Genomic DNA, 24,645 nt, shown 5'->3' with positions numbered 1-24,645 from the left:
GGGCCTCAGTCGAGCGCGCGGCTCTCCAGCAGGCGGCGCGCGATGACCTGGGCCTGAATTTCCGCAGCGCCTTCGAAGATGTTGAGGATGCGGGCGTCGCACAGGACGCGGCTGATCTGGTACTCCAGCGCGAAGCCGTTGCCGCCGTGGATCTGCAGCGCATTGTCTGCGGCCGCCCAGGCGACGCGGGCCCCCAGCAGCTTGGCCATTCCGGCTTCCAGATCACAGCGTCGGCCGGAATCCTTCTCCCAGGCGGAGAAATAGGTGAGCTGGCGGGCGATCATCAGCTCGGCCGTGATCAGCGCCAGCTTGTCGGAAACGCGCGGGAAATTGATCAGCTCCTTGCCGAACTGGATACGCTCCTCGGCGTAGCGCAGCCCGAGGTCGAGGGCTGCCTGGGCGACACCCAGGGCACGGGCCGCTGTCTGGATACGGGCGCCCTCGAAGGTCTGCATCAACTGCTTGAAGCCCTGGCCGGTTTCCCCGCCGAGCAGGTTTTCAGCTTTCACCTCGAAGCCGTCGAAGGCGATCTCGTACTCCTTCATGCCGCGATAGCCCAGCACCTCGATCTCGCCACCGGACATGCCCTCGGCCGGGAACGGATCCTCGTCGGTGCCGCGCGGCTTTTCCGCGATGAACATCGACAGGCCCTTGTAGCCCGCTTCGTCCGGATTGGTCCGGGCCAGCAGCGTCATGATGTCGGCGCGTACCGGATGGGTGATCCAGGTCTTGTTACCGGAGATCTTCCAGATATCCCCTTCCTTGACCGCGCGGGTGCGCAGGGAGGCGAGGTCCGATCCGGTGTTGGGTTCGGTGAAGACCGCCGTCGGTAGGATTTCGCCCGAGGCGATCAGCGGCAGCCACTTCTGCTTCTGCTCTTCCGTGCCGCCGCACAGGATCAGCTCGCCGGCGATTTCGGAGCGGGTGCCGAGCGAGCCGACGCCGATATAGGCGCGCGACAGCTCTTCCGAGACGACACACATGCTCTCCTTGCCGAGGCCGAGGCCGCCGTATTCCTCCGGGATCGTCAGTCCGAAGACACCGAGTTCGGCCATCTGGGCGATGACATCCAGCGGGATGTAGTCATTCTTCAGATGCCAGTCATGGGCGAAGGGCGTCACCTTGTCTTCAGCGAAGCGGCGCATTTCGCCGCGGATCTGTTCCAGCGTTTCGTCGAGACCACAGTCGCCGAAGGTCGAGCGGCCGGCCTGGTGCCGGATCAGGTCGGCAAGGCGGGCGCGAAGGGCTGGCGTGTTGCCCTCAGTCATCAGTTGGTCAATGGCAGGGGTGCGGGCCAAAGCGATGTCCTGGGGCGTCAGGCCAAGGTCCGCAAGGCGAACGAACTCGCCCTGGTTCATCGGGATGCCGCCAAAGATCTGGGCGAGGTATTCGGCAAAGCCAAGACGGACGATCAGAGCCTCGATTTCACCATAGCGACCTTCGCTGGACAGGCGCGCGGCGTAGGCATCAAGTTGCCGCAAGGCTTCGCCATAGGTCGCGAACCACGCAAGCCCATGGGTGGCGCGTTGCTCGGTGTCCATCAGCTCGGACGAGATCCTGCCCTCAAGGCTCACCTTGCCCCGGACAATGCGGATAGCCTTGTCGACCAGGGCACTGATCGCGTTGACCGCATCCCCGGTCAGGTCGGTGAGGTTCTCCGTGGCGCTGGCCTTGGCCCCGGCGAGGTTCAGGGCTGTCGTCATGGGCTTTCCCTTTGCATTTGTTGTTTGCTGCGTCGCAATCCGGCAAGCATGTTGCGTTGCACCTTACGCTTTGTCGAGGGCAGTGGATGTAAGTCTTTTGGCTGACGGCCGGCTATGCTGGCGGGCGTTGCGCGAAAGGGTTGACGCGTCCAGGGCTTCGGGCGACACCGGAGGCATGATGCTGATGCCGAGTTTTCAGGGCCCCTTGCGCGAGATCCTGCGGGTCCTTGCCGATGCCTTCGGGCATTTCAACACGGATGACGGTTGGGCCATGGCAAGCCATGTTGCCCTCTCGACCCTGCTTGCGCTGTTTCCCTTTCTTATTTTCATTGCTGCACTGGCTGGCTTTCTGGGCTTCGGCGAGGCCGCGACCGAGGTGTCGAAGCTGATCTTCGATGCCTGGCCGGATGCGGTTGCCGCTCCCGTGGCGCGCGAGATCAACAAGGTTCTGACCGTTCCGCGTGGAGATCTTCTGACCTTTGGCGTGATCGCGGCCCTTTGGTTCGCCTCCAATGGCGTCAGCGCGGTGCGGGTCGCCCTCAACCGCGCCTACCGGATCGTGGAAACCCGAAACTTCCTGCTCTTGCGGTTGCAGGCGCTGGTCGTTGTGGTGCTGGGGTCGGTGGCCCTGATCGCCTTCACGGTCCTGATCGTTCTGGCGCCGCTGGTGATTGCCATGACCTTGCGGTACGCGCCGGCCCTCGCCTCCTGGTTCGATGGGCTGCATATCGCGCGCTACGTTGTGGCCGGGCTGTTGAGCGTTGTCGGGCTCTTGGTCGTGCATCTCGTCCTGCCGGCGGGACGAAGGCGGCTGGTTGATATCCTGCCCGGGGTCCTGCTGACCCTCGTCTTGTGGATCGGGTCGGGAGCAGTCTTCGGCTATTACCTTGCCAGCTACGCCAATTATGTCTCGACCTATGCCGGATTGGCGGGCGTCATGACTGCACTCGTGTTCCTTTATATCGTCGCCCTTGCCCTGCTCGCTGGCGGCGAACTCAACGCCTCGCTTCTGCGGGCACGCCGGATCAGACAGCGTCGGCTGGCGGAACGGGTGCCGGCTTCCGGCGAATGAGCAGGATTGCCGCCACCACCAGTCCCATGCCGGCAATCTGGATCAGCGCGAGCGTTTCACCAAACAGGAAGTAACTCTCGATCGTCGTTGCCACTGGCACGAGATAGAATAACGAGGCCACTTCTGCCACAGCACCGGCGCGGATCAAATACATCAGAAGCAATATCGCGCCGATCGACAGCACCAACACCAGCCAGACCATGGCGAAAATGAACTGCGGGCTCCACTCGACTTGCCAGCTCTCTCCAAGGGTCAGTGGCAGCGATACGATCAATGCACCGACATATTGCCAGACTGTCGCCGTGACATGGTCAGTTACAGGGACAAACCGCTTCTGGTAGACCGTTCCGAGACTCATGGCGAGGACGGCCGCCAAAAGGGCGGACACAGTCGCGATGGTCACACCGGAGCCGTCGAGGCCAAGTTTCGGGCCAAGGATCAGGATCAGCCCGACGGAGCCGACGGCCATGCCGGCCCAGTGACGCGGACCAATGCGTTCCTTCAGCAACCAGCCGGCGGCAAGCGCGGTCAGGACAGGCTGCAACCCGACCATCAGGGCGCTGGCACCTGCCGGCATGCCGCGGTCGATCGCCCAGAATACACCGCCGAGATAGATCCCGTGAACGAGCATGCCGGTGACGATGCAATGAGTGATGGCCAGCGGGTTGCCGGGCCAACGCGACCGGCCAGCCACCGCAATCAGAAGCAGGAAAGGCAAGACGGCAATGTATCTCAAAGATAAAAAGACAAAAGGATCAGCGTAGGGCGCGCCGAGTTTTGAACCAATGAAGCCAGTTGACCACAAGAGGACAAACAAGCCGGGGGCAATCGCTGCAAGAATTGGCTTTTTCACCGATGCATTCCGCCAGGTGCTGCCTGAATTGGCTCCAATGTGAGTAGAATTTGGGCGGTTCAGGACTTGAAATTGCCGTAGCGTGTTGAGCCGCTGTTAACCGCTCTGGCGCCATGGTCTGGGAAAGGTGTTTGCCTGCCAGAACGGACAGGCCAGTAGGGTTTCGCCCAATGAGCAAAGCTTTGCAATCCCATTCCTCGCCCGCAGGCAATGGTCTTCTCGCAGGCATGACGGTCCGGTTCCGAATTGTTGTTCTCAGCCTGATTTCGACACTTGGGCTGATCGCGGTTGCCTCCGTGTTCTGGTGGAGCCAGGCGAGTGTGGACGGTGCGTTCCGAGCTTCGGAAAGCAACGCGGAACTGTCCCGCGAGACCTATCAGTTGCTGAAGGCTGCCGATCATCTCCGGCTGCTAGAAAAGGCCTATCTGGTTGAGCCTTCGGACAGTCTGCACCAGGCATTGCTGGCCGGACATGCGGATACGGTGAAAATCCTGCAAGTCGTCCGGCAAATGCCGGCCGCTCAGTCCCTGACGGCCGAGACCGGGGACATAGCGGATACGCTCGACGGCATCGTTGGCTCTTTCAACGAGTTGCATGCCGTCCAGTCTGAGATCGGCTTCGACACTGCCTCGGGCCTGCGTGCCCAGCTCAGCGCCCTGTCGGGCAAGGCAAAAGGCCGTATCGATGACGAACTCAAGTTCGGTGGCGCTTCCGACTTCGAAAAGCTGGCGCGGACAGTCATGGATGTGCAGCTTGCCGAGAGCCGGTTCACCCAGTCCGGCGGCAGTCCGGAAACGCTTGAGGCCTTCAACAAGTCCTTCGCTGCTTTTCAGAAGCTCATTGGGCGCGTCTATATTCCGAACGAAATCAAGGCCGAGATCGAAGCCAGCATGACGGCCTACAAGGCTGCCTTTGACCAGTACGCCGCAGCGCTCGCGACGCGCGTGACCAAGATCACGCTGGCCGATGATCTTTTCAATCTGCTGCCGCCACATATTGATGCCTTGCTCGCAGCTGCAAGCGCAGGGGACATGGAGGCGCAGAAAGAGCTGGCATCTATCCGCTCCTTGTCAGCCAAGGTCGTCCTTGGGGCAATTGGTGGCCTGGTCATCATCCTTTCGGCGCTTGCGATCATGATCGGCCGGTCGATCTCCGGGCCGCTCGCAAGGTTGCAGGGGTCGATGGAAATCCTGGCGTCTGGCCAGACGGACATCGATCTTCCGCAAGCCAATGGCCGTGATGAAATCTCGGCCATGGTCCGCACAGTTCGGGTGTTCCGGGACAATGCGGCCGAGCGTAACCGTCTGGCGGCGGAACAGGCGCGCGAAAACGAAGGGCGCGACGCCCGCGTCGCCCGGCTTGAAACGATCATTTCCAACTTCGAAGCGGCCGTGCAGCGCTCGCTCGACAGTCTCGACAGGGCATCGACTGACCTCGGCAATGCGTCCAGCGCGGTGGAATCGGCGTCGGATGAAGTGGCCGAGCTGGCCGATCAGGCCGGAAACAGCGTCCGTGTTGCGGCCCAGAACGTGACTTCGGCGTCCGGGGCAACCGAGGAACTGGCAAGTTCAATCAAGGAAATCGCCTCGCAGGCTGGCCGTTCGACCCAGGTGGCGAAACGCGCGGTGGCCGGCGCCGACAGCACGTTCTCGACCATGCAGGAGCTGTCGAATGCGGCCGACCGGATCGGAGCTGTCATGAGCCTGATCCGCGACATTGCCAACCAGACCAACCTGCTGGCGCTCAACGCCACGATCGAGGCGGCCCGGGCTGGCGAGGCCGGCAAAGGCTTTGCGGTCGTGGCGGCCGAAGTCAAGCAACTGGCTGACCAGACTGCCAAGGCAACCGAAGACATCGCCAAGCAGGTTGATGCCATCCAGAGCGCATCCGCAGGGGCTGTGTCGGCCATCTCGGAAGTGCGTGACATCATTGCTGACATGGATGGGCTGGCCTCTGCCGTTGCCCAGGCCGTCGAGCAGCAGGACCGTGCGGTGTCGGGCATTTCACGCAACGTTGCCGACGCGTCGCATCGCTCCGAGGAAGGTGCGAACCGGATGGATTCGGTGGTTGCAGCAACGAGCCATGCAAGGGCATCCGGCGACGAGGTCGACCGCCTGTCGAAGGTTCTCTCCGAACAGGCCAGCCTGTTGCGCCGTGAAGTTCGTGGTTTCCTCGAAGGCGTGCGGGCTGCCTGACATCACGGTCCCTTGTCGGTCTTTCAATCGGCGCGCGGCCAAGGGTCGCGCGCCGTTTTTCATGCTGTTGAAGCGCCTTGTCCGCGCGCAGTGTGTTTCTTGACCCGCTGAATAGGCATCTGATGCCCTTTGCCTTGTTCGCAAGGCTCCGGTATCCCTTTGCCGCTTCGCCCGTCGGAGATGCTCCAATTCGTGCCCATGACAGGAGTGGCCATGCAGGACAATATCGTCATCGTTGGTGCCGGCCAGGCTGGTGCCCAGGTTGCCCAATCCCTGCGCCAGGGTGGCTATGCCGGATCGATTCGCCTGATCGGCGAGGAGGTTCACCCGCCCTACCAGCGGCCGCCACTGTCGAAGAAATTTCTCGCCGGCGAAACGGATGCCGAAGGTCTCTGGCTGCGGCCTTCGGCGTTTTACGAGACCCAGTCCGTGGAGCTTCTGACCGGCGCGCCTGTTGCGCGGATTGATCCGGCCCGGCATGAGGTGATGCTGGCGACTGGCGAGCCCATCCCCTATGGCAAGCTGGTGCTGGCGACGGGCACCCGGGCGCGGCGCATTCCTCTTCCGGGCGTGGACCTGGGCGGCGTCCTGACCTTGCGCTCCATCGCAGACGTCGACCGGATCCGGGACGGACTTGCCGCACAGGACAGCCTTGCCGTGATCGGCGCGGGCTATATCGGGCTCGAGGTTGCAGCGGTTGCCAGGGCGATGGGCAAGGCCGTCACGGTCATCGAAGCGCAGGACCGAGTCCTGAAACGTGTTGTTTCTCCCGCAGTCTCGGCGTTTTACGAGGCACTGCATGCCGCCAAGGGCGTGGACCTGCGCCTTGGCACAGGGCTGGCGGCCATTGAGGGAGAAGGCCATGTCACCGGTGTTCGCCTCGCGGACGGGTCCGTTGTACCGGCCGGTCTTGTGCTTATGGCCGTTGGCGCCGAGCCGAATGATGATCTGGCTGTCGCCGCCGGTCTGGAAACCGACAATGGCATCCTCGTCGATGGCGGCGGGCAAACCAGCGATCCGGACATCTATGCGGCCGGGGACTGCACCCGTTTCTTCCTGCCGCGCTACGACCGCTCGGTGCGGCTTGAGAGCGTGCAGAATGCCATCGACCAGGCAAAAGTCGTGGCCCAGTCGATCCTTGGGAACGAGGTGGATTACGATCCGTTGCCGTGGTTCTGGTCGGACCAGTACCATATCAAGCTGCAGATCGCCGGCCTGTCGGACGGCTATGATGAAGTGATCACCGTTGGCGAGCCGGCCGAAGACAAGTTCTATGTCGCCTATCTGCGGCAGGGTCGGCTCATCGCCGTCGACAGCATCAATTCGCCGCGCTCGCACATGATGGCCCGCAAGGCGATCGGCGAAGTCTGGCGGGCGGATCTCCTGCCAGCCGCCGCCTGAGGCGGACTACGGCGTGCCGTAGAGCGACTTGAACCGGGCCTCGACCGCCGGGGCCCGGTCATAGTGATGGATCACGGCGAAGGGCTCGCCGGCGCGGGTCAGGACCATGCCATCCTCAAAACGCGGCAGCGTCGCCGGATCGGCAAAGGCGCCGGGGCTTTTCGACGGTTCCATCAGCGTGCAGGCGTGCAGGGTCCACGGCTGCTGCCAGTCGGTCAGCAGCGTGATCCGGCCGAACGCGCCGAAGGACAGGAGTTGGTTGAAGGCGATCTGGTCGCCGATGCGCTTGCTCTGGTCGAAATAATAGTTCGCCAGCATCAGCTCCAGCATGGCCTCGAACCGGCCGGCGAAGAAGCCGCAGCAGATCACCGGCTTGCCCGCGACACGGCGCAGCGCATGCTTGCCGAAGGCCTTGATCGTCATGCGGTGGTTCCACGGGTCTGCGTGGGTGATGCCTTCCACGGAGGCAATCAGGTCCTTGTCCGCCGGCAGGTTGGCGGCGATCCAGTCGAACGGGTTGCCCTGGAACGCCACATCGCGGGCGTCGGAGAAGGCAAGGAAACGGAACGTCTCGCCCGTGCGCGCCGCATGATCGCGCAGAAGCTCGCTCGAGTGGAAGAAGCGGCGGTCGTGGATCTTGTCCCTGAACCGCAGGATGCGGCGCGTCCAGGTCCAGCGGCTGTCGACCCTGAGCTTGCGGCCGTCAAGATGATCGGCGAGTTCCTCGTCGAGCTGGCTGTAGCGGTAGCGCGTCCCGTCCTGGCGATAGGTGAAGACGACGGCGCCCTGCGCTTCCATCCAGCGCACCAGCTCGGCGTCGACGTCATAGGCGACCACGAAAACCCGCCCGGTGAACCCGGTTGCTTTCAGTGAGTTGAACCAGACCGCCATGTCGGCCGGGCGGTAGCCAGAGACCGCCGTGACGATGGCGTCGAGCGGTCCTGTTGGCCGAAGTGGCTCGACCGGTGTCGTGTGCCAGCCCGGAACGGTGGGCACGGGCAGGGCGGATCGGCTGCTCATGGTCGTTGCCCTTACCGCGCCGCACTGGCTTCGAGAATGAGCCGGATTACCGCCTGCGGGTTTTCCAGATGCGGCATGTGGCCCATGCCATCGAACAGGTGGCAGGCGACGGTGCCCGGCAGATCGCCGGCCTGATGCACCGGCAGCACGCGGTCCTGCCGGCCCCAGATCAGCTTCACCGGCATGCCGAGATCGGCAAGCGCTGCCTTTTCGATGGTCTTTTGCCCATCGCCATCAAGGATTTCCTCGACGATGGTGGTCAGGGCCTCGATGGCGCCCGGCTTCTGGCGCAGTTCCGCCGCATGACGGGCGAACAGGCGCGGCATGCGGAAGCCATAGCCGAAAAACTGCTCCAGCAAGGGTTCCAGCTCCGCCTCGTTGGCGGTCTGGGCGTAGCGGCGCAGCAGTTTGTAATTGATCTCGCGGCCAAAGCCGCCTGGTGCCAGCAGGGTCAGGCTCGCCACGCTCTCCGGCGCGCGCAGGGCAACCAGCGCGGCCACTGCGCCGCCCATGGAGTGGCCAACCAGATGCACGGGGGCGAGGTTCATTGCCTCCAGCGACTGCACCACTGCCTTGGCGGAGACGCCGGCATTGCCGATCCGTGGCCAGGCGAGCGCCTTGCCGTGACCGGGCAGATCGAAGGCGATGGTGCGCCGGCGCGGCGACAGCCCGGTCTGGATGTTCAGCCAGGTCTGGTGATCGCCGCCGAAGCCGTGCAACAGAACGATGGGTGCTCCGGACCCGTCGCCCTGCTCTTGATAGGGCAGATGGGTATTGGCTGCAGGAACGAGAGGCGTGGCAGGGCTGGACATGGCGGGGTCCTTGTCGCATTCAGGTGGTCACACTGATAGCTGCCGTGCCGAGCAAAGAAAAGCCACGCCCGCATGTGCAGACCGGACTTCCCGACCGGCAAAAGGACGGATGGACAGTGCGGCCGGACTGCACTAAATCGATTTAAATTCTGTCGTCGCGCCCTTTCGGTCGATGATGATGATCGTTTAGCCCTGCTCAGGACCTGCACATGACCGCTGCGACCGATCTCGTTTGCCTTGGCGAGCCCATGGTGGAACTCAACCAGCATATCGCCGGTGGGCCCTATCATCCCGGCTTCGGCGGCGATGTCTCCAACACCGCCGTCGCGGCGGCCCGCCAGGGGCTCAAGGTCGCCATGGCGACTGCCCTTGGTGCCGATGTGTTTGGTGACAGCCTGCGCGCCATGTGGACGGCGGAGGGCATCGACCACTCGGAAGTTGCGTCGGATCCGGAGGCGTCAACCGGGCTGTATTTTGTCAGCCACGGACCGGATGGGCACAGCTTTTCCTACCGCCGCGCCGGCTCGGCAGCCAGCCGGATGAGCCCGCGCAGCTTGCCGCTGGATCTCATCACCGGCGCGAAGGTTCTGCATTTCTCCGCGATCAGCCAGGCAATCTCGCCATCAGCCTGTGATGCTTCGTTTGCAGCAGTCGAGGCTGCCCGTGCCGCCGGCCGGCTGGTCTGTTACGACACCAATCTGCGGCTTGCCCTCTGGCCGCTGCCGCGGGCCCGAGCGGTCATCCGTGCCACCATCGGTCTCAGTGATATCGTTCTGCCTGGGCTGGACGACGCACAAAAACTGTGCGGGGCGCAGGATGCCGACGGGATCATCGACGAGTTCCTCGGACTGGGCGCCAGGATCGTTGCGCTGACCATGGGGCGCGACGGGGTTCTGGTTGCCACGGCAGAGCGGAGGGAACACATTGCCTCGCACACGGTCGATGCTGTCGATGCCACCGGAGCCGGGGACGCTTTCGATGGCGCCTTCCTGGCGGAATTCCTGCGGACCGGCGATGCCTTTGCTGCCGCACGTTATGCGAATGCGGCAGCAGCACTGTCAGTGACTGGGTATGGCGCCGTTGCACCGCTGCCGCGCCGGACCGATGTCGAGGCATTCCTGCGGGCGTGAGCCATGATTGACGAAACGTAATGCTTTGTTCACCATAAAATTGGAAAACCTTTGGACAGGTCAGGCCGTCGTAAAAATCGGCATGGTGGCCGAAAGCCTGTCTGCCGGGTCATCCGGATTTCGGGACAAATCTTTTGTGAGCGGGTTCAATGCGGCTGCGATATCGTCTTTCACTTCTTGCCCTTTGCCTGGGTCTTGCCCTGCCGCCGGTATCGCCGGCACAGGCCTTTGCGGACAACAAGTTCTATGACCCGGTGACCAAACAGTGGGTCGAACTGAAAATGACGCCGGATGTCGCCGGCAAGATCGCCCGGCGCAAGTTCAAGCGGAAGGTCGTTGACTTCAACGGCTCGGAAGCTCCCGGAACGATCATCGTCGATACCGAGGACCGCTTTCTCTATCACGTGCTTGGTGACGGCACGGCGATGCGCTACGGGATTGGCGTCGGCCGCGACGGCTTCACCTGGCGCGGAGAGCAGAAGGTGACGCGCAAGGCCGAATGGCCGGGCTGGACGCCGCCGCCGGAAATGATTGTCCGCGAACGCAAGAACGGCCGCAAGTTGCCCGCGTTCATGCCGGGCGGGCCGAAAAACCCGATGGGTGCGCGGGCGCTTTATCTGGGCAGCACCATTTACCGCATTCATGGCACCAACGAAGACTGGAGCATCGGCCAGGCAGTCTCGTCCGGCTGCTTCCGGATGTGGAACGAAGATGTCGAGCATCTTTACAGCCAGGTGCCCGTCGGCGCGAAGGTCGTGATCCGCTAACGTCCGGCCGCTGCGTTCCAGGAGACCTTGCAGCTTTTCCTGGCACTCAGCGCTCTTCCATGAAGCGCCTGCGGATCATGCAAGCCGCAGGGCGAAGAGTGGCCGGGGCTCACGGAAGCCGGCCAGAAGAAACTCGCCTACCGGGTCCGCATCAGCTTTTGCGGCCCGGGCAACGTCTTCCGTCAGCAGCACGGCCTGATGCAGCTGCTTGGTCAGCGCTTCCATGCGCGCTGCCGCGTGCACGGTCTGGCCGATGACCGAGAAGGTCAAACGGTTGGCGATGCCGATATTGCCAAACATGACACGGCCAACCGAAAGGGCAATGCCAGCCTGCATCGGCGGCATGCCGGTCGCCAGGTCGCCCAGACCCAAGAGTTGAAGCCGGGACACGCTGTTTTGTGCTGCGGCGACGGCGCGGGCAGCGGCCGCCGGCAGTCCGTCAGCAGCGATCGGGAAAATACCAAGGACGGCATCGCCGATGAAGTCGAGGATCTCGCCGCCTTCTGCTTCCACGGCGCCGGCTGTTGCCTCGAAATAGCGATTGAGCAACTTGAGATAGAGATCCGGCCCCAGGGCTTCTGCATGGGCCGTCGATTCGCGCATGTCGGAATAGAAGATCACGGCTTCGATGCTCTGCCCGTCGCCGTGGCGAATCTGGCCGTTCAGGACCTGCGTTCCTGCCCAGCGTCCAAGATAGGTCTCCGCCACTGTCCGGGTGATCTGGGCCTGGACAGTCGCGCGAACGGCCAGCGCCAGACGTTTCTGCAGATACTCGATGGCGGAAACATGGACTTCGGTGAAGCCGCCGGGCGCGCGAGTGGCCCAACTCACCAGCACGCCGGTGTTGCCGTGGTTCTCTTCGAGGGCCGGCAACTCGAACGCGGTCATGACAGCCAGGTAGTCGGTGAAGCCCATCCCTTTCAGTTCACGCAGCAGCGGGAACCTTGCATCGGTCTCGGCGCCATCCAACCGCAGCCTGAGTTGCCGTTCGCCGCTTTTCCAGAGCCACCGCATCGGGCTTTGCAGCCATTCATCGGACTCTTCCTCTTCATGGTGGAAGCTCTCATGCGCAACGGGCGCCAGATGCTGCCAGAAAATGCTCTCTGCCTCGATCAGCGGATGCAGGGTGTTCCAGGCCAGCAATGCCCGTTCAACTGGCACGTCGATGGCACGCAGCCGTTGGCAAAGCCCATCGAGGATGCCCGCAACACTCGAATTCCTGAGTGCAACGGTGATCAGCCAGTCTTCGATGGCCTCGATTTGCTCATTGGTCTGCATGTCTGGCTCTCCGCCCGGCGCGATCCTGCAGCCTTGCCACAGGCGCCTGAAAAGTCAAAGGGCGGCCCGTCAAGCCAGTCGGCGCGTCCGTCTCACAATCCAGGCACCTGGCCCGGCGGGACAATGATCCAGTTGACCCGCAGCGGCGGCCAGTTCGCCGGGGCTGCATAGGGAACATCTGCGAAGCCATCACGGATCCGGTTCGGGTAAATGTCCGCAAGCGTGCCGGTGGGGGTGTCGCTGTCGCCGGTCCAGAGCACCAGCACTCCGCGCCTCTGAACATCCTGCGTGTCGATCCAGGGCGCGATCGCTGCCGTGTGGTCCGTGAACAGAGACGGGCGATCGGGCGAGAACAGGGTGACATGCGCGGCTGGCCACATGTCACCAGCCACATAGGCCAGTGGCTGGTCCGCTACCTGCCGCCAGGCATCCGTGATGACGCGGGCCAGTGCGTCACCGGGGAAATGGATCCGCGTCGGCTTCGACTTGAACATCGGCTCCACAAGGGCCTGTCCGGCGACCCCGCCCAGAAACAGGAGCTGGATGACAACAGCAGCGCCGAGGGCCCGTCGCAGGGACCAGACGGCTGTCCTGTGTGCCACCAACTGCACCAGGACAATGCCGATGAGGGTGAACATCGATGCCCCCCACATCTGCTTGAACTCGCGTCCTGTGACGCCGGAGACAAGCAGGACCACAGCCAATGGAACCAGGGTGAACCAGAGCAGAAAGCGCAGGTCTGACTGTGTGCCGGGCACAGCGGCGAGATTTGGCATAGCTCTTAGAAGCGCCCGCAACCCGGACAGGCCAAGGCCAGCTGCCAGCACCAGAAGGACCGGGGCGAGACTGCCGATCTGGCCAGCCAGGAAGTTGACGGGATAGAGCAGGTGATCAAGCCACGTTTCAGCCGGCATGCTGCGGTTGGCCGCGTAGGTAAAGGTCAGCCACTGTGTCTCGATCAGCCAATAGATATGCGGGATGAACAGGAGGGCACCCGTGGTCATGGCGACATAGGGGCCGGGGGTTTTCAGGCAGCGGCGGGCATCGCTGAAGACGAGCGCATAGAGCCCGATGCTGCCGATCAGAAGCGCTGCGAAATATTTGGCATAGAGCCCCGCTGCCGCCAGGAGGCCGAGCATCAGCCAGTCGCGAGTTGCACCCTGTCGCAGGGCCCGGTGGAAGAACAGCAGCATGCCGGCCCAGACCGGGATCTGCAGGATGTTGGGATTGAACTCAGGCGCTGGCAGAGTGAAGTAGAACGAGCAGCTTGTGGCCACCAGGGCCCACAGGCTTTGCGGACGGGACAGTCCCACGTCCCGGGCCAGGTTCCAGATGAAGAAGTAGGCGAGGACAAAGCAGATCTGGCTGAGCCAATAGGCGCCGAAAGCATGCCCGCCGGTGAGATGGAAGCTTGCCTCCAGCAACCATGCCTGCAGCGGCGGGTGCTTCGTGTAGCCGAGGGCAAGATCGCGGCCCCAGGCAAAGCCTTCGACGACATCCAGCGGCGGGTTGGGGAACAGCAGCGTTGGCAGCAACGCCCAGAGCAGGCTGAAGATTGCAACATACAGCGCCGCCGTGCGGCTGGCGGAAGCGACCAGGCGTTCGGTCATCGTGGATCGGGATCCGTCTTTGCGGCAAATGCCCAGAACCGGGCACCGAGGAAGGTGAGCGGCGGCACCACGAAGATCGCCACGACGATACCGATTGTATCGGACCATGGGGTCAGTTGCAGCCAGGCAGCCAGGGCGCCGTTGTTGAGGACGAAACCGGAGGCGGCCAGCACGAAGAACCGACGCATGCGCGTGGCCGAACCTGTGCTCTGGTCCGACTGGAAGCTCCAGTGATGGTGGCCGAAGAAGGACACCAGAAAGGCAACGAGGAAGCCGCAGATATTTGCCGCCATGGCGGGAACTGCACCATATTCGACGAGGGCGATGGCAACGGAGGCATGTACACAGGCAGCCGCGATGCCGACCGCGCCGAAGCGGGCAATGGTGCCGATTTCCCGGACCAGCCGGTGGCTGTGAGCCGGCGGTGTCATGCGGCAGATCTGTCTGTGGGCAGTGTGGGCTCGTCTTTCGCCGCCGCGTAGTCGATGACATCCTGCACCAGAAACACCGGCCGCTGCTTGGTCTCGATGAACAGGCGCCCGACATATTCGCCGACGATCCCGATCGAAAGCAGTTGGAGACCGGAGAAGAACAGGACGCTGACCATCAACGAGGCGTAGCCTGGAACATCAATGCCGTAGATCAGCACGCGCAGGATCAGAAACACCGCATAGGCGATGGCAAGGGTTGCGATGGTTCCGCCGCCATACAGCCAGATCCGCAGCGGCACGGTGCTGAAACTCGTCAGGCCGTCGAGCGCGAAGTTCCACAGCCGCCAGTAGTTCCACTTGCCTTCGCCGGCCCGGCGCAAGGGCCGCTCATAGGCAATGTAGGTCGAGGAGTAGCCTACCCAGGCAAACAGGCCCTTCATGAAGCGACTGCGTTCCGGCAGGCGCTTGAGGGCGTCGACGACGCTCCGGTCAATCAACCGGAAGTCACCCGCGTTGGCCGGCATGCTGATCTGCGTCAGCCGGTCAAAGACCTTGTAGAACAGATGCGCCGTGCCGCGCTTGGCGAGGGTTTCCTGGGATCTGTCGACCCGCAAGCCATAGACGACGTCAAAGCCGCTGCGCCAAAGATCGACCATTTGCGGGATAAGTCCGGGAGGATCCTGCAGGTCTGCATCGAGAATGGCGACGATATCGCCATGGGCGTGTTCCAGGCCGGCGGAGAGGGCGGCCTCCTTGCCGAAGTTCCGCGACAGGCCGATCAGCCGCCCCGGCAGGCCGGCAGCCAGGTGCCGGCTGATGATCCGCGCCGTTGCATCGGTGCTGCCATCATCGATGAAGACATACTCGGCCTTGACCCGCAGCCCGGCCAGGGCCGCTTCGGTGTCCTCCAGGAAAATATCGAGAACCTCGGCCTCGTTGAAGACGGGCACGACGATGGACAACAGCGGAACGGCAGGACGGCTGGCGGCCCTGCGTTCGGTGTAGATCGACTGGCCCGGCGGTGGGCTCTGGAAGTCGATCATGCGGGCTCCCCCTGCTGTCTCTTGGCTGCTGCCGGGGCTGCTGCCGGGGCCTGAATGCGTCCGGCAGCGCCGCGTGTATTGCCGTCTTCAGACGAATGCGCCGTGGCAGTGCTTGTACTTTTTGCCGGAGCCGCAGGGGCAGGTCTCGTTGCGGCCGACCTGTCCCCAGGTCGAGGGATCGTTCGGATCGCGGGCAACGCCCGTGGCGGCAAAGCCTCCGGTTCCTGCCGAGGCTCGCGGACGAACCGGAGCTTCCTCGTCTTCGCCGGTGAGCGGATTGATGTGATGCGGGTGCATCTCGCTCGGCTCGTGCGGCATTTCCGGCATCTGCTGGGTGACGAGTTCGACGCGCATCAGCTGTGACGTCGTCACCTGACGCAACTGCGCCAGCATGGTCTCGAACAGCGAGAAAGCCTCGGTCTTGTATTCCTGCAGCGGATCGCGCTGGGCATAGCCGCGGAACCCGACGACGGAGCGCAGGTGGTCGAGGTTTGCAAGGTGCTCGCGCCAGAGATTGTCCAGCGTCTGCAGCAGGATCGCCTTCTCGACCTGGGACATGATCTCCGGCGTATAGCGGGCGATCTTGCTTTCCATGATCTCGTCGGCCGCCTTGCGCAGGCGTTCCTTCACCTCGTCCTCGGCAATTCCCTCTTCCTTGGCCCAGTCCATGACCGGCAGGTCGAGGGCAAGGATGGTGCGGACCTCTTCCTGGAGGCCGGCCGTATCCCACTGTTCGGGATAGGCGCGCTCAGGGATATGACGCGAGACAAGATCCTCGATCACGTCGTGCCGCATGTCGGTGACGGTCTGGTTGAGATCGCTGCCGTCCATCAGTTCGACGCGCTGCTCGAACACCACCTTGCGCTGGTCGTTCATCACGTTGTCGAACTTGAGGAGGTTCTTGCGGATGTCGAAGTTGCGCGCCTCGACCTTTTGCTGTGCCTTGGCGAGCGCCTTGTTGATCCACGGATGGATGATCGCCTCGCCGTCCTTCAGCCCAAGCTTCTGCAGCATCGAATCCATGCGGTCGGAGCCGAAGATGCGCATCAGGTCGTCCTGCAGCGACAGGAAGAACTTGGAATGGCCCGGGTCGCCCTGACGGCCGGAACGGCCGCGCAGCTGGTTGTCGATGCGCCGGCTTTCGTGGCGCTCGGTGCCGATCACGTAGAGGCCGCCGGCCGCCAGCGACTTCTGCTTCAGCATTTCCACATCGGCGCGGATCGCCGCTTCGCGGCTGGTCCGCTCTTCGCCTTCCGGCATGTCGGCCAGCTCGCGCTCGATGCGCATTTCGGCATTGCCGCCAAGCTGGATGTCGGTGCCGCGGCCGGCCATGTTGGTGGCGATGGTCACGGCGCCCGGCAGACCGGCCTGCGAAATGATGAAAGCCTCCTGCTCGTGGTAGCGCGCGTTCAGCACGGCGAAGATCTTGTCCTTCGCGGTGCCGTCCACGGCATCGAACAGCGGCACGAAGGCGTTCGGGTCGTTCACATCGACCTGGCGATAGCCATGCTTCTTCAGCCGTTCGGCCAGGAACTCCGACTTTTCGATGGAGGTGGTGCCGACAAGGATCGGCTGTCCGCGTGACTTGCAATCGTCAATCAGTTCGACGATGGCGCCGAATTTTTCGTCGACGGTGCGATAGACCTCGTCGTCGTCGTCGATGCGCTTGACCGGGTTGTTGGTCGGGATCTCGACGACGGCGAGGCCATAGATATCGAGGAATTCATCCGCCTCGGTCGAGGCCGTTCCGGTCATGCCGGCCAGCTTTTCGTACATGCGGAAGTAATTCTGGAAGGTGATGGAGGCGAGGGTCTGGTTTTCCGGCTGGATGCGGGCCTTTTCCTTGGCCTCGAGCGCCTGGTGCAGGCCTTCCGAGTAACGCCGGCCAGGCATCATGCGGCCGGTGAATTCATCGATGATCACCACTTCACCGCCGCGGACGATGTAGTCGCGGTCGCGCTGGAACAGTTTGTGCGCCTTCAGCGCCTGCTGCAGGTGATGCACGACCGAGACGTTCTCGACGTCGTAGAGCGAATCCGAGCGAAGCAGTCCTGCCTCGCTCAGCAGGGCCTCCAGCTTGACGTTACCTGCCTCGGTAAAGGAGGTGCTGCGCTGCTTTTCATCCAGCTCGTAGTCGCCCTCGTCGAGCATCGGGATGAAGGCATCGATGGTGTTGTAGAACTCCGAACGGTCCTCGAGCGGGCCCGAGATGATCAGCGGCGTGCGTGCCTCGTCGATGAGGATGGAGTCCACTTCATCGACAATCGCATAGTGATGGCCACGCTGGACCATCGACGCGCGCTCATACTTCATGTTGTCGCGAAGGTAGTCGAAGCCGAACTCGTTGTTGGTGCCGTAGGTGATGTCGGCAGCATAGGCCGCGCGGCGTTCCTCGTCCGACAGGCCATGCACGATCACGCCGACGGTCAGGCCGAGGAAGCGATAGACCTTGCCCATCCACATGGCGTCACGCTGGGCGAGATAGTCGTTCACCGTGATGACATGCACGCCCTTGCCGGACAGCGCATTGAGATAGACCGGCGCGGTGGCGACGAGAGTCTTGCCTTCACCGGTGCGCATTTCAGCGATTTCGCCGGCATTCAGAACCATTCCGCCGATCAGCTGGACGTCGTAATGGCGCTGTCCCAGGGCGCGGCGCGCGCCTTCGCGCACCGTCGCAAAGGCCGGAACAAGCAGATCCTCAAGCGGGGTGCCTGTCGCGAGCTGTTCGCGGAACATCTGGGTACGGGCGCGCAGCGCCTCGTCGGAAAGCGCCATCATCTCGCTTTCGAGAGCGTTGATGGCGGCTACTTTGGACTTCATGGACTTGATCTTGCGATCGTTTGAAGAACCAAAAATCTTACGTGCCAGTGCACCGAGGCCTGCCATGTGGCGGTCCTTCCAGATGGCGGGCGGCGGGCGAACGGATCAGTCCGGCGCGGCCCTCAAAAAAATCTCAATTGCGATCCAGGTTTGCCCGGCTTGCCTGCTTGAGAGCAACGGCAGGTCAGGATCGCAGGCTTCGCGCCAGGGGACTGACGCGCCGTCCGACAGATAAGAGGGGGTCGAATGCTTGTCAACGCCGCCGGTTTGCGCAAGTTTGCACCGCCGTCCGCTTCTCTTCACGGGGAGGCAGGCATAAGAGTTCATACACAAGGACACCTCATGTTCCGTTCCATCCTGCGCCGGCCGTTGCGCACTGCCCTGATCGCAGCAACCGCGCTGACGCTTTCCGCAGCGTCCCTTACTGCCCAGGAGCCGGGCGATGTTGTCGCCAAGGTGGGTGACACTGTCATCACCGAAGCTGATATCGCTTTTGCTGCCCGAGACCTCGGTCAGGAACTGCAGCGATTCCCGCCGGCCCAGTGGCGTGCGATCCTGACTGACGTTCTCGTCGACATGACGCTTCTGGCCAAGGAAGCTGAAAAGGAAGGCCTGCAAAAGGACGAGGACTTCCAGCGCCAGGTCAGGTTCCTGACCACCCAGGCGCTGCGCAACGCCTATGTCTCGCAGAAGCTGGAAGCTGGCATTACCGAAGCTGAACTGAAAGCTGCCTACGATGCTGAACTCGCCAACTTCAAGGGCGAGGAAGAAGTTCGCGCGCGTCACATCCTGGTGGCGAGCAAGGAAGACGCCGAGAAACTGATCAAGGAGCTCGATGGCGGGGCGGACTTTGCCGAACTGGCCAAGGCCAATTCCAGCGACGGATCGGCTGCGGCTGGTGGCGATCTCGGTTTCTTCGGCAAGGGCCGCATGGTGCCGGAGTTCGAAGCGGCTGCTTTTGCCCTCGAGCCGGGCGCCTACACCAAGGAGCCGGTGCAGTCGCAGTTCGGCTGGCATGTGCTGAAGCTGGACGAGAAGCGGATCCAGCCGGCCCCGGCCTTCGAGGACGTGCAGGACGGCCTGCGCAACAAGCTGATGCGGGACCGCTACACGGCCCTCATGACGGAGCTGAAAGCCACCCACAAGGTGGAGATCATTCAGCCTGAGGTGCCTGCTGCCGATCCGGCAAAGCCGGCGCAGCAGTAAGATTGCCTGGCCCCGGCCCCGGCATCTGGCTTCGGGGCCGGGGTGGGTGCGGGGGGCTGGGGCCGAACCGCCATGTCTGGCTGGTTCGGCCCTGCCACTATCCACGCCGGGGCCGGCAGCCAATGCCTGTGCGCAGCCGCGTCCGGGCTTGCAAATCCGGTTGCGCGGGGCGCAGCTGTCAGGCAAGTCTGCGGCACTTTCCTCCCTGTTGACGAGGCCTTCATGTCCACCGAGATTTCCCCGCTTGCGCCCAAGTCCTATCCTGACATGCCGGTGATCGAGGGCGTCCGCTTTGCGACGGCTGCCGCCGGGATCAAGTACAAGGGGCGCACGGATGTGCTGCTCGTGCTCATGGACGAGGGCACCGAAGTCGCCGGCGTGTTCACCCGGTCCCTGTGCCCGTCTGCCCCGGTCGACTGGTGCCGGGCGAACCTTGCACATGGCAAGGCACGTGCGCTGCTGGTGAACTCCGGCAATGCCAATGCCTTCACAGGCAAGAAGGGCAAGGCGGCGGTCGAGCTGTCGGCAGAAATCGTCAGCAAGGCGGTCGGTTGTGCTGCCCCGGAGATTTACCTCGCCTCGACCGGCGTGATCGGCGAGCCGCTGCCGGCGGAGAAATTTGCTGGCGTGATTGATGGTCTTGTCTCGCAGGCCGCAACCGGCTCCTGGCTGGAGACGGCCAAGGCGATCATGACCACGGACACGTTCCCGAAGGTTTCTACCCGCACCGTGGACCTTGGCGGTGTGGCCGTGACGCTCAATGGCATTGCCAAGGGCGCGGGCATGATCGCACCGGACATGGCGACCATGCTGTCTTTCCTCTTCACGGATGCGCCGATTGCCGCTTCCGTGCTGCAGGCGCTGGTTTCCGAAGCGGTCGGGGGCAGCTTCAACGCCATTACGGTTGACAGTGATACGTCGACCTCCGACACCGCGCTGCTGTTTGCAACTGGCAAGGCAGCGTCGCGGGGGGCTCCGATGATCAGCGACATCGAAGATCCGCGCCTGGCCGGTTTCCGTGTGGCGCTTGGTGACGTCATGCTCGAACTGGCGCAGCATATCGTCCGGGACGGAGAAGGTGCGCGCAAGTTCGTCGAAGTCCGCGTCGAGGGTGCCACCAGCGATGTCTCCGCCAAGCGCATTGCGCTGTCGATTGCGAACTCGCCGCTGGTGAAGACGGCGATCGCCGGCGAAGACGCCAACTGGGGTCGTGTGGTGATGGCTGTCGGCAAGGCGGGCGAGCCGGCAGATCGTGACCGTCTTGCGATCTGGTTCGGTGATGTGCGAGTGGCGGTCGAGGGCGAACGGGATCCGGGCTACTCGGAAGCGGCTGCATCTGCGGTGATGAAGCAGCAGGACATCGTCATCCGGGTCAATCTTGGTCTTGGTGAAGGCACGTCCCGCGTGTGGACTTGTGATCTGACCAAGGCCTATGTCGAGATCAATGGCGACTACCGGAGCTGATCCTGGTCACTGTCAAAATTAATCCGGACGTCTGGCAATAAAGACGTCCGGGATTGTCCAGAATTGGAACACCCCGCCATGCGTATTGTTCTGGTCGTTGCCTGTGCTCTTGTTGATGTTGATGGACGGATCCTGATCGCGCAACGGCCGGAGGGTAAAAATCTCGCTGGTTTGTGGGAATTTCCGGGTGGCAAGCTCGATCCGGGTGAGCGTCCGGAGGAGAGTTTGATCCGTGAACTGTCCGAAGAACTGGGGATCAGCGTTAAGGAAGCGTGCCTCGCCCCTTTGACCTTCGCCAGCCACGCTTACGAAGATTTTCATCTCCTGATGCCACTCTATGTCTGTCGTCGCTGGGAAGGCACGCCGCAGCCTCTGGAAGGCCAGGCGCTGAAATGGGTCCGCGCTGGAAAGCTGCGGGACTATCCAATGCCCCCAGCCGACGAACCGCTGATCCCCCATCTGATCGGGCTGGTCGGCGCCTGAAACTCGCGACTGAACGGCCAAGGACTGGCCGGGGGAGCTTGGCATGAACCCGACCGTTTCTCATCGGTCCTTTCTGGCGGGTGCCGGATCCCTATTGCGTCGTTTTGCGGCCGATGACCGCGGGGCAACCGTGGTCGAATATGGCCTGCTTGTCGCCTTGATTTCGGCTGCAATCGCTGGAACCTTGCTGGCAATCGGCGACGAAATGAACGCGGATTTCACCATCATTTCCGGTGCTCTGCGCAAAAGCGAGTAGTCTGCATTTCGCCTCGCCCGGCCTCGCGGCTCAGACGTCTGGCTCAGGGCGCCCCGGATCCAGGGCGTCTGCCAGGCGCATTTTTGCCGATCCCGGCTTCAGCGGTTTCTGCTGGCTTTCATGCGGTGCCCATCCCGACAGATAGATCACCTGGAACGTGGCGCGGATCCGACCGTCCGCGTCAGCGTGGTTTGTCGCATAAAGCTCCGCCGCCTTCAGGAACACCGCCTTTGACAGGGGTTTGCGGCTGCGTTCGGTGAGGACAGAGGTTGCTCCCATCGCCTTGAGGTCGCGCATCAGGCCAAACAGGCTGTCGTAGCGCACGGTCAGCTTGTCCGTGTCGGTTACTGGCAAGGCAAAGCCGGCCCGTTGCAGCAGGGCGCCGAGATCACGGGTGTCGGCAAAGGGGGCTACGCGTGGGCCGGCCCCACCCGTCAGTTCAAGTTCCGCCCGCATCAGGCAGTCGCGCAACTCGCTCAAGGTGTCTCCGCCCAAAACGGCAGCCACGAACAAGCCGTCGGGCTGCAGCGCCCGGCGGATCTGGATCAGCGCACCGGGCAGGTCATTGACGAGATGCAGCGACAAGGCCGACGCAATCAGGCCGACAGATGCGTCTTTCAGCGGCAGCAGGGCGTCATCACAGACAAAATCCGGCGGGGACAGGTCCGGGTCAGCGAAAAACAAATCTCCGCGCAGGACCGAAGTCGCGCGCCCGCCTGCAGCGAGGGCAGCGCAGAGGCGCCCGGTGTGTCCGCCCAGATCCACGGCAATGTCAAACTGCCGCGTCACGGCCTGCAGCCTGTCCGCCAGTTCTTCCACGACGGCCGCGAGCAGGAAATCCGCGCCGGTTGTCCGCTCGATCAACGCCCGCTTGCGGCGGCGGGCGAACAGCTGGCGGTCGAACAAATCCATCTGGGCCATGATCCGGCTGACTTTCCTGACGAACGGGGTTTCGTCCCTCGCCTCCCTATATGCCGTCTGCCCTTCGAAGGTCAAAACATCTGCTCAGTCGATCCTCAAACCTGGTGGGCCTTCGCGGCGTCGGTGACTTGCGCTACTGTTGCCGGGCGCTGTTGCGGTGGAGCAGTCAGATGGGTGTGGTGGTTTCGTCCTGCCTCAAGGTCGCACGTGGCCTGGGCAGTCTCGCCCGGGCTGCCTTTGACGGTCTCCTGCCGCCGCGATGCCCGGTCTGTGATGCGGTCATCGCTGCCGATCACAGTCTTTGTCCGGCATGCTGGACTGCGATGCCTTTCATTGAAGCTCCGTGGTGTGACCGGCTCGGAACACCGTTCTCACATGACCTGGGCGAAGGGGCGCTGAGTGCCCGGGCCATCGCCGATCCGCCGGTCTATGACCGGGCGCGGGCGGCGACACTTTACAAGGGCGCGGCGCGGGATCTGGTGCTTAGATTGAAGTTCGGTGCCCGCCGGGATGTCGCCGGCTTGATGGGGCAGTTGATGGCGCGAAATGGTCGGGATTTGTTGGAACAAGGTAGCCTGCTTGTCCCTGTTCCGTTGCATCGCCTGCGCCTTTGGCAGCGGCGGTTCAACCAGGCGGCGCTGCTGGCGGAAGCTGTCAGCCGCGTGAGCGGGGTGGCGGTCGAGCCTTGTGCCCTGGAGCGCACCCGGCGCACGCGCCAGCAGGTAGGGCTCACAGCCAAGCAGCGGCAGGTGAATGTCCGCGGCGCGTTTCGCGTATCGCCAGCCGGCCGTGACAAGATCCATGGCCGCAACGTCATACTTGTCGATGATGTCCTGACAACCGGATCGACCCTTGCAGCCTGTACCCGAGTGCTGCGGGCAGCGGGGGCCAAGCGGGTCGATGTGCTGACCTTTGCCATTGCCGATCCGGTAACCAATGATCTCTAGGCTTTACAGCACTGGGAAAGGCCAGGCGTTGGTCTGGCTCTTGTGCCAGACTGTGCAGGGACAATATAAGCGGGTCGCTTATGGGTGATGATCGGCCAGGGACTGGGCGGGAACACCAGCAGGAGTTTCGACGTGGTTGACGTGATCATCTACATTCGGCAGGGCTGCGGCTATTGTGTTGCGGCCAAACGGCTACTCGACAGCAAGGGCGTCCGTTACACCGAGCATGACGCAACGTTCAGCCCGACCTTGCGCGCCGAAATGATCGGCAAGGCGCATGGACGCACGACATTCCCGCAGATTTTCATCGGCGGCCAGCATGTTGGCGGCTGCGACGATCTGCATGAGCTGGAGCGGTCCGGCAAGCTTGACCCGTTGCTCGCTGCCTGAGGATGACCATGACCAGCTTTACCGCCGCCTGCGTGCAGATGCGCTCTTCCCGATCCGTTGCTGACAACATCGCGCAGGCGGAGGACCTGATCCGTCAGGCCGCTTCTGCTGGCGCGCAATATGTGCAGACGCCGGAAATGTCCAACATCCTGGAACGCAGCCGCGCGGATCTGATGCAAAAGATCACGCTGGAAGCGGATGACCCGATGCTGGCGCGGTTTCGGCAGTTGGCAGCCGAACTTGGCATTCATCTTCATGCCGGTTCCCTGGCGATCCACCTGGCCGACGGTCAGGTCGCGAACCGGGCGTTCCTGATCGGGCCTGATGGTGCGATCCTGGCGCGCTATGACAAGATCCATATGTTTGATGTCGACCTGCCGAATGGTGAGAGCTGGCGCGAGTCCGCGACCTATCGCCCCGGCGAGGAAAGCATTGTTGCGGCGCTTCCCTGGCTGAAGATGGGCATGGCCGTGTGCTATGATGTCCGCTTCCCGGCGATCTTCCGCAGCCAGGCGCGATCCGGGGCGGCGATGCTTACGATGCCGGCTGCGTTCACGCGGCAGACCGGCGCGGCGCACTGGCATGTGCTGCAGCGCGCGCGGGCAATCGAGAACGGTGCCTATGTCGTCTCGGCGGCGCAGGGCGGCACGCATGAAGACGGCCGCGAGACCTATGGCCACAGTCTGATCATTGGACCCTGGGGCGATGTGATCGCCGAACTGGATCATGATGAGCCAGGTATTGTTCTTGCGACTGTCGATCCGGCGGAATCGCTCAAAGCCCGCCAGCGTATTCCTGCAATTGCCAATGAGCGCGACTTTGCGCTTGTTGGCGCCTGAG

Annotated in this window: 22 protein-coding genes; 12 read left to right on the top strand and 10 right to left on the bottom strand. The window is 63.0% G+C overall.

What is annotated here, in order from left to right:
- Positions 1–5 precede the first annotated feature (5 nt).
- Positions 6–1,703: an acyl-CoA dehydrogenase family protein gene (locus ACTIFE_RS16465; protein ID WP_439530255.1), complete on the bottom strand. Its 1,698-nt coding sequence runs from the start codon at positions 1,701–1,703 to the stop codon at positions 6–8.
- Positions 1,704–1,887: 184 nt separating this feature from the next.
- Between ACTIFE_RS16465 and ACTIFE_RS16460 the strand changes: the two genes are divergently transcribed.
- A complete protein-coding gene (locus ACTIFE_RS16460; protein WP_439530254.1) occupies positions 1,888–2,775 on the top strand; it encodes a YihY/virulence factor BrkB family protein in 888 nt (295 codons plus the stop codon).
- Here the strand turns inward: ACTIFE_RS16460 and ACTIFE_RS16455 are convergent.
- Positions 2,729–3,628 carry a DMT family transporter gene (locus tag ACTIFE_RS16455; RefSeq protein ID WP_439530253.1) on the bottom strand — a complete coding sequence of 300 codons (900 nt, stop codon included), beginning with the start codon at positions 3,626–3,628 and terminating at the stop codon, positions 2,729–2,731. The genes ACTIFE_RS16460 and ACTIFE_RS16455 overlap by 47 nt on opposite strands.
- Before the next feature lie 170 nt (positions 3,629–3,798).
- Between ACTIFE_RS16455 and ACTIFE_RS16450 the strand changes: the two genes are divergently transcribed.
- The gene (locus ACTIFE_RS16450; protein ID WP_439530252.1) at positions 3,799–5,823 is read left to right on the top strand and encodes a methyl-accepting chemotaxis protein; all 2,025 of its coding nucleotides are present in this window, start codon (positions 3,799–3,801) and stop codon (positions 5,821–5,823) included.
- A 213-nt stretch (positions 5,824–6,036) separates the two neighbouring features.
- Positions 6,037–7,224, top strand: a complete 1,188-nt coding sequence (locus tag ACTIFE_RS16445) for an NAD(P)/FAD-dependent oxidoreductase (protein WP_439530251.1) — start codon at positions 6,037–6,039, stop codon at positions 7,222–7,224.
- Positions 7,225–7,230: 6 nt separating this feature from the next.
- Here ACTIFE_RS16445 and ACTIFE_RS16440 read toward each other — a convergent pair whose 3' ends face one another.
- Together ACTIFE_RS16440 and ACTIFE_RS16435 are read right to left on the bottom strand one after the other, a co-directional pair.
- The gene (locus tag ACTIFE_RS16440) at positions 7,231–8,244 is read right to left on the bottom strand and encodes a hypothetical protein (RefSeq protein WP_439530250.1); all 1,014 of its coding nucleotides are present in this window, start codon (positions 8,242–8,244) and stop codon (positions 7,231–7,233) included.
- Positions 8,245–8,255: 11 nt separating this feature from the next.
- Positions 8,256–9,056 carry an alpha/beta fold hydrolase gene (locus tag ACTIFE_RS16435; protein WP_439530249.1) on the bottom strand — a complete coding sequence of 267 codons (801 nt, stop codon included), beginning with the start codon at positions 9,054–9,056 and terminating at the stop codon, positions 8,256–8,258.
- Positions 9,057–9,265: 209 nt separating this feature from the next.
- On the opposite strand from ACTIFE_RS16435, the gene ACTIFE_RS16430 reads away from it, so the two are divergent.
- Together ACTIFE_RS16430 and ACTIFE_RS16425 are read left to right on the top strand one after the other, a co-directional pair.
- Positions 9,266–10,186: a sugar kinase gene (locus ACTIFE_RS16430; RefSeq protein ID WP_439530248.1), complete on the top strand. Its 921-nt coding sequence runs from the start codon at positions 9,266–9,268 to the stop codon at positions 10,184–10,186.
- A 149-nt stretch (positions 10,187–10,335) separates the two neighbouring features.
- Complete coding sequence (locus ACTIFE_RS16425) at positions 10,336–10,953, top strand: L,D-transpeptidase (RefSeq protein ID WP_439530247.1); 618 nt, start codon at positions 10,336–10,338, stop codon at positions 10,951–10,953.
- 75 nt (positions 10,954–11,028) lie between these two features.
- Here ACTIFE_RS16425 and ACTIFE_RS16420 read toward each other — a convergent pair whose 3' ends face one another.
- The 5 genes from ACTIFE_RS16420 to secA all read right to left on the bottom strand — a co-directional run bounded on the left by ACTIFE_RS16420 (position 11,029) and on the right by secA (position 18,204).
- The gene (locus ACTIFE_RS16420) at positions 11,029–12,231 is read right to left on the bottom strand and encodes an adenylate/guanylate cyclase domain-containing protein (RefSeq protein ID WP_439530246.1); all 1,203 of its coding nucleotides are present in this window, start codon (positions 12,229–12,231) and stop codon (positions 11,029–11,031) included.
- A gap of 92 nt (positions 12,232–12,323) precedes the next feature.
- A complete protein-coding gene (locus ACTIFE_RS16415) occupies positions 12,324–13,841 on the bottom strand; it encodes a glycosyltransferase family 39 protein (protein WP_439530245.1) in 1,518 nt (505 codons plus the stop codon).
- On the bottom strand, positions 13,838–14,272 hold the full coding sequence (locus tag ACTIFE_RS16410; RefSeq protein WP_439530244.1) for a GtrA family protein: 435 nt from the start codon (positions 14,270–14,272) through the stop codon (positions 13,838–13,840). The genes ACTIFE_RS16415 and ACTIFE_RS16410 overlap by 4 nt, the downstream gene beginning before the upstream one ends.
- Entirely contained in the window at positions 14,269–15,315 is a 1,047-nt protein-coding gene (locus ACTIFE_RS16405; protein WP_439530243.1) for a glycosyltransferase family 2 protein, read from the bottom strand. The genes ACTIFE_RS16410 and ACTIFE_RS16405 overlap by 4 nt, the downstream gene beginning before the upstream one ends.
- An 87-nt stretch (positions 15,316–15,402) precedes the next feature.
- Positions 15,403–18,204, bottom strand: a complete 2,802-nt coding sequence (gene secA / locus ACTIFE_RS16400) for a preprotein translocase subunit SecA (RefSeq protein WP_439530242.1) — start codon at positions 18,202–18,204, stop codon at positions 15,403–15,405.
- Between the two features lie 276 nt (positions 18,205–18,480).
- On the opposite strand from secA, the gene ACTIFE_RS16395 reads away from it, so the two are divergent.
- From ACTIFE_RS16395 to ACTIFE_RS16380, 4 genes are all read left to right on the top strand, one after another.
- Positions 18,481–19,344 carry a peptidylprolyl isomerase gene (locus ACTIFE_RS16395; protein ID WP_439530241.1) on the top strand — a complete coding sequence of 288 codons (864 nt, stop codon included), beginning with the start codon at positions 18,481–18,483 and terminating at the stop codon, positions 19,342–19,344.
- Positions 19,345–19,566: 222 nt separating this feature from the next.
- On the top strand, positions 19,567–20,808 hold the full coding sequence (gene argJ / locus ACTIFE_RS16390; RefSeq protein WP_439530240.1) for a bifunctional glutamate N-acetyltransferase/amino-acid acetyltransferase ArgJ: 1,242 nt from the start codon (positions 19,567–19,569) through the stop codon (positions 20,806–20,808).
- Positions 20,809–20,886: 78 nt separating this feature from the next.
- Entirely contained in the window at positions 20,887–21,291 is a 405-nt protein-coding gene (locus tag ACTIFE_RS16385; protein ID WP_439530239.1) for a (deoxy)nucleoside triphosphate pyrophosphohydrolase, read from the top strand.
- A gap of 43 nt (positions 21,292–21,334) precedes the next feature.
- On the top strand, positions 21,335–21,547 hold the full coding sequence (locus ACTIFE_RS16380; RefSeq protein WP_439530238.1) for a Flp family type IVb pilin: 213 nt from the start codon (positions 21,335–21,337) through the stop codon (positions 21,545–21,547).
- A 30-nt stretch (positions 21,548–21,577) separates the two neighbouring features.
- On the opposite strand, the gene ACTIFE_RS16375 is transcribed toward ACTIFE_RS16380, so the two are convergent.
- Positions 21,578–22,468, bottom strand: a complete 891-nt coding sequence (locus ACTIFE_RS16375) for a methyltransferase domain-containing protein (protein ID WP_439530237.1) — start codon at positions 22,466–22,468, stop codon at positions 21,578–21,580.
- A 170-nt stretch (positions 22,469–22,638) separates the two neighbouring features.
- Between ACTIFE_RS16375 and ACTIFE_RS16370 the strand changes: the two genes are divergently transcribed.
- The 3 genes from ACTIFE_RS16370 (at position 22,639) to ACTIFE_RS16360 (ending at position 24,644) form a co-directional block, all read left to right on the top strand.
- Positions 22,639–23,415 (top strand): ComF family protein, encoded by a 777-nt coding sequence (locus ACTIFE_RS16370; protein ID WP_439530236.1) that lies wholly within the window; start codon positions 22,639–22,641, stop codon positions 23,413–23,415.
- Positions 23,416–23,547: 132 nt separating this feature from the next.
- Complete coding sequence (grxC, locus tag ACTIFE_RS16365) at positions 23,548–23,805, top strand: glutaredoxin 3 (RefSeq protein ID WP_439530235.1); 258 nt, start codon at positions 23,548–23,550, stop codon at positions 23,803–23,805.
- Positions 23,806–23,813: 8 nt separating this feature from the next.
- Complete coding sequence (locus ACTIFE_RS16360) at positions 23,814–24,644, top strand: carbon-nitrogen hydrolase family protein (protein ID WP_439530234.1); 831 nt, start codon at positions 23,814–23,816, stop codon at positions 24,642–24,644.
- The last annotated feature ends 1 nt before the right edge of the window (position 24,645 follow it).

Source organism: Pannonibacter sp. (genome assembly GCF_051860505.1).
Taxonomy (GTDB): Bacteria; Pseudomonadota; Alphaproteobacteria; order Rhizobiales; family Stappiaceae; genus Pannonibacter.
This window is presented reverse-complemented; position numbering and strand designations above follow the sequence as displayed.

What these genes read in the sequence shown, in the direction of transcription:
- ACTIFE_RS16465 (WP_439530255.1), bottom strand. Translation starts at nt 1,703, where the DNA reads ATGACGACAGCCCTGAACCTCGCCGGGGCCAAGGCCAGCGCCACGGAG.
- ACTIFE_RS16460 (WP_439530254.1), top strand. Translation starts at nt 1,888, where the DNA reads ATGCCGAGTTTTCAGGGCCCCTTGCGCGAGATCCTGCGGGTCCTTGCC.
- ACTIFE_RS16450 (WP_439530252.1), top strand. Translation starts at nt 3,799, where the DNA reads ATGAGCAAAGCTTTGCAATCCCATTCCTCGCCCGCAGGCAATGGTCTT.
- ACTIFE_RS16445 (WP_439530251.1), top strand. Translation starts at nt 6,037, where the DNA reads ATGCAGGACAATATCGTCATCGTTGGTGCCGGCCAGGCTGGTGCCCAG.
- ACTIFE_RS16440 (WP_439530250.1), bottom strand. Translation starts at nt 8,244, where the DNA reads ATGAGCAGCCGATCCGCCCTGCCCGTGCCCACCGTTCCGGGCTGGCAC.
- ACTIFE_RS16435 (WP_439530249.1), bottom strand. Translation starts at nt 9,056, where the DNA reads ATGTCCAGCCCTGCCACGCCTCTCGTTCCTGCAGCCAATACCCATCTG.
- ACTIFE_RS16430 (WP_439530248.1), top strand. Translation starts at nt 9,266, where the DNA reads ATGACCGCTGCGACCGATCTCGTTTGCCTTGGCGAGCCCATGGTGGAA.
- ACTIFE_RS16425 (WP_439530247.1), top strand. Translation starts at nt 10,336, where the DNA reads ATGCGGCTGCGATATCGTCTTTCACTTCTTGCCCTTTGCCTGGGTCTT.
- ACTIFE_RS16420 (WP_439530246.1), bottom strand. Translation starts at nt 12,231, where the DNA reads ATGCAGACCAATGAGCAAATCGAGGCCATCGAAGACTGGCTGATCACC.
- ACTIFE_RS16415 (WP_439530245.1), bottom strand. Translation starts at nt 13,841, where the DNA reads ATGACCGAACGCCTGGTCGCTTCCGCCAGCCGCACGGCGGCGCTGTAT.
- ACTIFE_RS16410 (WP_439530244.1), bottom strand. Translation starts at nt 14,272, where the DNA reads ATGACACCGCCGGCTCACAGCCACCGGCTGGTCCGGGAAATCGGCACC.
- ACTIFE_RS16405 (WP_439530243.1), bottom strand. Translation starts at nt 15,315, where the DNA reads ATGATCGACTTCCAGAGCCCACCGCCGGGCCAGTCGATCTACACCGAA.
- secA (WP_439530242.1), bottom strand. Translation starts at nt 18,204, where the DNA reads ATGGCAGGCCTCGGTGCACTGGCACGTAAGATTTTTGGTTCTTCAAAC.
- ACTIFE_RS16395 (WP_439530241.1), top strand. Translation starts at nt 18,481, where the DNA reads ATGTTCCGTTCCATCCTGCGCCGGCCGTTGCGCACTGCCCTGATCGCA.
- argJ (WP_439530240.1), top strand. Translation starts at nt 19,567, where the DNA reads ATGTCCACCGAGATTTCCCCGCTTGCGCCCAAGTCCTATCCTGACATG.
- ACTIFE_RS16385 (WP_439530239.1), top strand. Translation starts at nt 20,887, where the DNA reads ATGCGTATTGTTCTGGTCGTTGCCTGTGCTCTTGTTGATGTTGATGGA.
- ACTIFE_RS16380 (WP_439530238.1), top strand. Translation starts at nt 21,335, where the DNA reads ATGAACCCGACCGTTTCTCATCGGTCCTTTCTGGCGGGTGCCGGATCC.
- ACTIFE_RS16375 (WP_439530237.1), bottom strand. Translation starts at nt 22,468, where the DNA reads ATGGCCCAGATGGATTTGTTCGACCGCCAGCTGTTCGCCCGCCGCCGC.
- ACTIFE_RS16370 (WP_439530236.1), top strand. Translation starts at nt 22,639, where the DNA reads ATGGGTGTGGTGGTTTCGTCCTGCCTCAAGGTCGCACGTGGCCTGGGC.
- ACTIFE_RS16360 (WP_439530234.1), top strand. Translation starts at nt 23,814, where the DNA reads ATGACCAGCTTTACCGCCGCCTGCGTGCAGATGCGCTCTTCCCGATCC.